Genomic DNA, 7,303 nt, shown 5'->3' with positions numbered 1-7,303 from the left:
TATAAACGGACGTGGAGAGGGTGTAAGACCTCATTTGGAGGCAACCTTCAGCGAAGCGTCAACCCCAATCAGCGACCACCCCGGCTAAAGGTGGCGTGGTGAGGAATCCCCCGCGCTCTTTAGCCGGGGGAGGATGTCAATCGCTAATTCTTAGTGTAGTGGCGTGACACACCTTATTTGATGAATTAGAATTACGCCCGGAAACCGTAGGGGCGCATGGCGTGCGCCCGATTCAATGGTAAGATCTATTCCACAATTTTAGGTGTGCCACGGCAGTAGTGGGGTGACACAGCTAATTTGATAGATTAGCCCCCACCCGGAAACTGTAGGGGCGTACCGACGTGCGCCCAGAAAACATACCGACATGAGACCAGATTAACCGTAAAATCTATTCCACCATTTTAGAGGTGTTACACCAGTAGCGTTGTTAGCGATCGCGAGGCACATCTGGGGCAATGTTTTGGTAGGGTAACAGGCAGGAAGTAGGACGCGACATCATCAGTGTCCCACTCCCTCACGCCATAAATGGAAAATTACCCCACATTGTAAGCAGTCTGTAATGCCCACCAGAGTAGGAAAGCAATACCCCCCAGGACTAGCACCGTCGAAATCACGATCGCCACAGGGCTATCTGCTCCCTTAAACTTCATGATGCCACGATTTAGGTCTGACATATCCGGTTATACGCTCCTATTTGGATTCAAGGGATTTCCCAACTCGAATATATCTTGACCTGAGTGTTTTGATCACAAAATTCCGTTGGGTGTAGGGCATCTGGCACACACAGGCTAAATTAGGGTCAATAGTGGTCATTGCCAATAATTTGCTCAAATGAAGGAGACTGTGGTGTGAAAGTATTGTTAGTCATTCTCGGAGTGTTGCTGGTATTGGTTGCGGGAGTGGAAGTCGGCTTGCGTTTACTCTTTGGCTTAGGGAAGCCGCCGATCTATATTGCCGATGAGCAAATTGGCTATTTATTAGCCCCTAACCAAAAGACGACTCGTATGGGTAATCGCATTGCCATTAATGACTATTCCATGCGGAGTGATGAGATTACACCAGAGCGATCCCCGTCTACACTGCGGGTTTTACTCTTAGGCGATTCTATCGTCAATGGTGGCTGGTGGACAGACCAAGACCAAACCCTTTCGGCGCTGCTCGCTGCTCAATTGGCACCGTTCAAGTCCCAGAAGGAGTTTGAGCAAATCGAAATTCTCAACGCCTCTGCCAATTCCTGGGGACCTCGGAATGAATTGGCATATCTCCAACGCTTTGGCACGTTCAACGCCCAAGCTCTAGTCTTGGTGATAAATACCGATGACCTCTTTGCCACCGCCCCCACCTCGATCCCCGTGGGACGCGATCGCAATTATCCCAGTCTTAGACCCCCTTTAGCCCTGATTGAGGCAATTAGTCGTTTTTTGCCTTACGAATCTGTGCCAGAAATGGCGGCTGTTCGTGCTGAGGGGGGCGATCGCGTGGGTTTTAACTTAGATGCCATTCACCAAGTTTACAAGCTCTCTAAACAGGCAGGCGCTGAGTTTCTGTTGGTCATGACCCCCCTATTACGGGAAATTGGCGAAAAAGGACCCCGTGATTATGAAATCAAAGCCCGAAATCGCCTAATTGGGTTGACTCAAGACCAACAAATTCCCTACATCGATTGTTTGCCCATCTTCAACAACCAGCCCACCCCAGAAAGCTTGTATCGAGATCACATCCACTTAAGTCCCCAAGGCAATCAGCAGGTTAGTGACGTAATCGCGCGATCGCTTCATTACCAGTTATCAGTTACCAGTTATCAGCCAATTACTGACCACTGATAACTGACCACTGACCACTGACCACTCGTCCAAACAACGGACAAATGACAACTCAAGACAGGGCAACCATGGGAGACTTGATGTCATGAGGCTCTCGGTCTAAATGATGCCAAACTTGACCATCAAGAGCCATTTGCTCGATCAAACTGGCTAAACGCAAGGCTTTCAGCGCCTGTTCGCCACCAACAGAGGGTTGATTCCCGCCGCGCACACAGTTGACAAAGTGTTCTAACTCGGCGTATAGCGGTTCGATGTTACTGGTGTACACCTTTTCAATTAACCCATCCTGACGATAGAGAACTTGACCATAGTCAGTTTCACAATTGGCAGTCGTTTGCCGATGAATCAGAATTTCATTATTGAGAAAATCGGCTTCTGTGAGCGAATTTTTGCAATGGGCGGCAATGCGACGGATTTTGCGATGGGTTACCTTACTTGAGGTAAGAGTTGCCACAATCCCATTGGCAAAGACTAGATTAGCGGTAACGTAATCTAAATACCCCGACTCAGAGGCATTGCTACCACTAGCCGTTAATCGGATGACAGGGGCATCTGCCAGTTCCATCAGCAGGTCAATATCGTGGATCATTAAATCCAGAACCACAGATACATCGTTGGCTCTGTGGGAGTAGGGACTCATGCGATGCGCCTCTAGTGCCAGCAATTTCTCAGTTTTGAGAACTTTGCTGAGTTCTTGAAAGGCGGGATTAAACCGTTCAATGTGACCCACTTGCAGAATACATTGGTACTCAGCGGCGGCGTTGACTAGGGATTCTGCTTCAGCGATACTGGCGGCAATCGGTTTTTCGATTAAGGCATGAACCCCCGAACGCAGACAAGTCATCCCCACTTCATAATGCAGGCGGGTTGGTACCGCAATACAGACAGCATCAACATAGGGGAGTAAGTCGCGATAATCTTCAAAGAAGCGGACACGGTATTTACTCGCCGTATCCAAACCCCGTTCTACATTAATGTCTGCCACGCCTACCATTTCCACGTCTTTTAAAAGACTCAAAACGCGGGCATGATGCTGTCCCATGTTACCAACGCCAATCACGCCAATTCGGATTGGCTGCGGCAGGCTACGTTGGACATGAGTATCCAGATGTCTTTGATACATGCTATCTTGCACTCTTATATGCTCCTCCACCACGGGAACTAAGTCAATTTACTTATGTTGAGCCGCCTTAAACCATCCAGATAGTACCACAGCACCTTTAAATGTGAAGAATTCCAAAGATTGCCCCAATTTGCCAGATAACGGAAGTCTTTAGGACGGTCATTATGTTTTCATTGTGGGTTTAGAGCTACTTTAGGTGTAGGTAAATGTGTCAGTTTTTGGGTTGTCCATTTTTGGGCGGGGGTCAAAACTTGCACCAGAGGAGGTGAAGATGTCGAAAGCCGTAGTTTTATTGTCCGGAGGATTGGATTCATCTACAGTCCTCTATCAAGCTAAGGCAGATGGCTATGAGTGTTATGCTATATCCTTTGATTATCAACAGCGACATCGACGGGAACTCGAATCCGCGATCGCAATTGCTAAATGTGCTAGTGTCAAAGACCATCAGGTGGTAAGTTTTGACTTGCGCCAGTGGGGGGGTTCAGCCTTAACTGATGATACCCTCGATCTGCCCCAGGCGCGATCGCTCCAGCAGATGTCCCAGAGTATCCCTATCACCTACGTCCCCGCACGAAATACCATTTTTTTGAGTTTTGGGCTATCCTACGCCGAAGCGATGGGTGCTACAGCCGTCTATTTGGGGGTCAATGCGTTAGATTATTCCGGTTACCCCGATTGCCGTCCTGATTATATCCAAGCCATGCAGCAAGTCTTTCGCCTAGGCACAAAACAGGGGCGTGAGGGAGAACCGATTCAAATTATCACTCCGCTAATTCAGCTTAGGAAAACCGAAATTATCCAGTTAGGAAATAAACTTGGAGTGCCTTGGCAAGACACCTGGTCTTGCTATGCTGGGGATGAGATGGCTTGTGGTGTCTGTGATTCTTGTCGCTTACGCCTTGCCGCTTTTGCGGAACTCGGACTAAATGATCCCTTGTCTTATGCAAAATTTTGACCCTTCGCGAGTAAATGACTAAACCCGCCCCTACAATTGACATATAAATGCCTTAGGAGGGTTGTTATGAAAGCTAGGCAGCTTGTGAAAAGACTAGGGCAATTTAGCCGACGACTTAATTCCCGTTCTATCTGGGCATTCGTCGCCGTTGTCCAAGTTTTACTACTATTACTCATCTACTTAACTTGGCCCCCCACTCATTTAACCTTATTTGTTTCCGCTGACGAAGATACCGCTTGGCAGTCATTAATTACTGATTTTCATAATCAATATCCCAATATTCGGATTAATTTGAGAACAAAAACGAATCTGGCAGGTGATATTACCTATCGCCTTAAGGATGATTTTGTTAGGGACTGTCAAACAGGAAACTCGCTTTATGATTTAGTTTACACAGATATTATTTGGATGCCAGAGTTCGCGGCTAAGGGGTGTCTGGTTGATCTATATAAATGGACAGCTAGAGATACCCTAGTCAATGAAGGATTTTTACCGAGTACAATCGACGCAGGAGAATATCAGGGTAAGCTCTATCGGATGCCTTTGCGTTCAGATATCGGTCTTCTATACTACCGCAAAAATTTACTGGGTAATACTCAGCCACCTGAAACCTTACAACAATTAAAACAGCTTTCCCAAACCTGGAAAAATCAAGGGAACTATCAAGGTGTTTATTTATGGCAGGGATGGCGCTATGAAGGTTTGGTCGCCACTTTTGTCGAGGTATTAGAAAGCTATGGGGGATTTTGGATTAAACCAGACAGTTTAGAGGTAGGATTGGATCAACCTGAGGCTGAACAAGCTGTTCAGTTTTTACTCAATACAATTCGAGAGAATATTTCGTCTCCAGAAGTTATTTTATATAGCGAACAAGAATCATTGGACAGGTTTAATCAAGATCCCAATACCCTATTTATTCGACAGTGGCCCTATGCCTGGAACCAATTAGCTGATCCATCTAATGTCGGCGTACAAGTCTTGAATCTTTCATTCGATACCGATAAAAATACATGGGTTCCGAGTGGCTGTAATGGGAGTTGGGGTTTAGGAATATCTAAGAATTCACAACACCCAGATCAAGCATGGAAAGCCCTTCAATATTTTACCAGTCAAGCTGCTCAGAAAAAATTGATTTTGGAGCAAGGATATTTACCCAGTCGAGAAGCGTTGTATGATGACCCAGAGATCAAAGCCAAATATCCCTATTTACCGTCTTTGAAAGAAGCAGTCAAAAATTCAATATTGCGTCCTCCCATTCCTCAGTATGATCAAGCCTCTTTTATCTTACAGAAATATTTGAGTAAATTGATTACCAGAACCGCCCTTGCCCAACGAGTTGATAATAACGAGATAACCCAGTTGATGCAGGAATCCGCCGATGAAACGCGCCAATTGCTTAATTTGGAGATGTTGACGATTAATTGACCTGAATAAGTTTCAGCGCCCCATTTGTAGGGGTTTCCTTCAACTTCCTCCCATGAACAGAACAGTCCCTTGAGGAGACAACTGCCGTTGGTGCTGTTGGTAGGCTTGTAACCAGAGGACTCCTGATACTAATAAAATTGAGAAAATGACAAGATTTAGCATCATTAATCCTAGGGGAAGTGGATAATTTTTGGGTATGTCTGGATGAGGGAGGGGTTGTTTTTGGAGATACTGCAAAATAAACGCGGCATTTGGGGGTCTACGATGGACAAATGGTGCCATAAAATAGTCAAGCCACTCGGCTAAAGCCTCGGAAATTTTGTGAGTATGCTTGCGCCACATCAATTCACCTGTTTTATGGTTGGTTTCTAGTTCTAACGGATGTTTACCTGTCAGTAAATGGACAAAGGTACGTCCTAGTGCATAGAGATCGGATTGGGGAACCGCATTACCGTTGATTTGTTCTGGAGGGGTATAACCGGGTGAAAAAACCCCTTCTCCCATTACATCTTTTCCCATCAGTCGTTGGACAACTGTACCCGTCATTTGGCAAACTGTACCAAAATCAATTAGCACCAGTTGACCATTGGGTCGTAGCATGATATTAGAGGGTTTAATATCCCGATGAAAATATTGTTGTTGATGCAGTGTATCGAGGATATCAAGTAACTGTTTTAGCCATTCAATGGCTTTGGCTTCGGAAATGGGTTGATTATGTTTGAGCCATGATCGTAGATTTTCTCCCTCTACTTTTTCCATCACTAAGCAATGTAAAGGTCTGGCACGGCGGGGAACAGAAACGGTAAAATAATCGTCTTCGGGTTGAACTTTAGGAATGCCGGGATGGTTAAGTTTTTTTAAAATTTCGGCTTCTTGTTTAAATAGGCGAACTAAAGTGGAATTGTTCCGGGTTAAAACTTTCAGCACTTTATGCTTTGCCCCTTGAATTGCCGCCTCTGCTGCTAAATCCTGGACTTCAAAGATTTTGGTGGGATTGGGTGCCTCTAGGGGTCGAAGGGGTTTCAGCAGCCGATATCGACTGTTGATGGTTAATGGAGTATCACAGCTTTGGCAGTATTCCAGATAGTTAGGATTTTCCCGTTGGTCGCACTTGGGGTTGATACAGTAGATCATCGGATTTTTAGGATGGGTTTAGGTCTGACTTTTCAGGGGAAGTCTAGAAACCTGAGTCGGGGCGGGTTTAGTTACATCGGGTTGTAACCGAAAAGATAGTAGTGAAACCCGCCCCGACAGAGGCATCACATACCGTGAAAAAGTCAGATCTGTAGGGGTACGACATGTTGTGCCCCTACTCTATGTCGGATCTGTGGGTAATTGACAATTGACTTATTCTTGATTATAATTCACTAACTGTGGTTAATAAATCGCCACTCTAGGAACTCAGCCAATCAGCGTATTCATATTAAGAACTTTTACGGAGGTATTCACTTAGGGATTTAGTCGATAATCAGAATAACCACCAAAACCTGTATAGAGGCACTGTCCGATGATGATACCGTCTCTCCTGATTCTCGCGATCGCTCTCGTCGCCGTTTATATTCATACCCATGTTACAGGGGAATTGGTGCAGGTAGGGGCAACGATCATTGCGTTACTTTGTCTGGTGTTGAATCTGATTTTAGCGCCACTAGCGATAAAATTTATAATTGTCGGGACGATTTTACTCACAGCAAAACGGACTTCATTAGCGCTTTTCAACTCGCTTCTCCAGTAATTCATCCTTTGTCCTTTGTCATTGGTAAGGGATTGAATGTTGTTTATGAAATTTAATATCGTTGAGTTGATTTAGACCGATCTACTCAAAGGGGCTATAGGCAGGGTAAGCTCATCTAATTTGGTATAAATTGTACTTGACAAAAGTAATACTCATTATGGAGGAAGACGAAGGGGGAAAGCGATCGCGCCCCTAATGGGGTAAGCCACAACTGTGATCAGGCGGTCATTATGGAGGAAGAC

The 7,303-nt window shown here is 45.4% G+C and carries 7 protein-coding genes; 4 read left to right on the top strand and 3 right to left on the bottom strand.

Going from position 1 to position 7,303, the window contains the following annotated elements; translation table 11 throughout:
* Positions 1-533: 533 nt before the first annotated feature.
* Complete coding sequence (locus tag RIM23_RS13555; protein ID WP_446367777.1) at positions 534-650, bottom strand: RNA polymerase subunit sigma; 117 nt, start codon at positions 648-650, stop codon at positions 534-536.
* A gap of 198 nt (positions 651-848) precedes the next feature.
* Between RIM23_RS13555 and RIM23_RS13550 the strand changes: the two genes are divergently transcribed.
* Positions 849-1,823, top strand: a complete 975-nt coding sequence (locus tag RIM23_RS13550; protein ID WP_446367776.1) for a GDSL-type esterase/lipase family protein — start codon at positions 849-851, stop codon at positions 1,821-1,823.
* Positions 1,824-1,875: 52 nt separating this feature from the next.
* Here RIM23_RS13550 and RIM23_RS13545 read toward each other — a convergent pair whose 3' ends face one another.
* On the bottom strand, positions 1,876-2,946 hold the full coding sequence (locus RIM23_RS13545; RefSeq protein ID WP_446338973.1) for a Gfo/Idh/MocA family oxidoreductase: 1,071 nt from the start codon (positions 2,944-2,946) through the stop codon (positions 1,876-1,878).
* A 271-nt stretch (positions 2,947-3,217) separates the two neighbouring features.
* Between RIM23_RS13545 and queC the strand changes: the two genes are divergently transcribed.
* Entirely contained in the window at positions 3,218-3,901 is a 684-nt protein-coding gene (queC, locus tag RIM23_RS13540; protein ID WP_446367775.1) for a 7-cyano-7-deazaguanine synthase QueC, read from the top strand.
* 66 nt (positions 3,902-3,967) lie between these two features.
* The gene (locus RIM23_RS13535; RefSeq protein ID WP_446367774.1) at positions 3,968-5,326 is read left to right on the top strand and encodes an extracellular solute-binding protein; all 1,359 of its coding nucleotides are present in this window, start codon (positions 3,968-3,970) and stop codon (positions 5,324-5,326) included.
* Positions 5,327-5,365: 39 nt separating this feature from the next.
* Here the strand turns inward: RIM23_RS13535 and RIM23_RS13530 are convergent, their stop codons facing one another.
* A complete protein-coding gene (locus tag RIM23_RS13530; RefSeq protein ID WP_446367773.1) occupies positions 5,366-6,460 on the bottom strand; it encodes a serine/threonine protein kinase in 1,095 nt (364 codons plus the stop codon).
* 373 nt (positions 6,461-6,833) lie between these two features.
* Between RIM23_RS13530 and RIM23_RS13525 the strand changes: the two genes are divergently transcribed.
* Positions 6,834-7,061, top strand: coding sequence for a hypothetical protein (locus tag RIM23_RS13525; RefSeq protein WP_446367772.1), 228 nt, complete (start codon positions 6,834-6,836; stop codon positions 7,059-7,061).
* Positions 7,062-7,303 lie beyond the last annotated feature (242 nt).

The organism is Coleofasciculus sp. G3-WIS-01 (assembly GCF_040223135.1).
Taxonomy (GTDB): Bacteria; Cyanobacteriota; Cyanobacteriia; order Cyanobacteriales; family Coleofasciculaceae; genus Coleofasciculus.
This window is presented reverse-complemented; position numbering and strand designations above follow the sequence as displayed.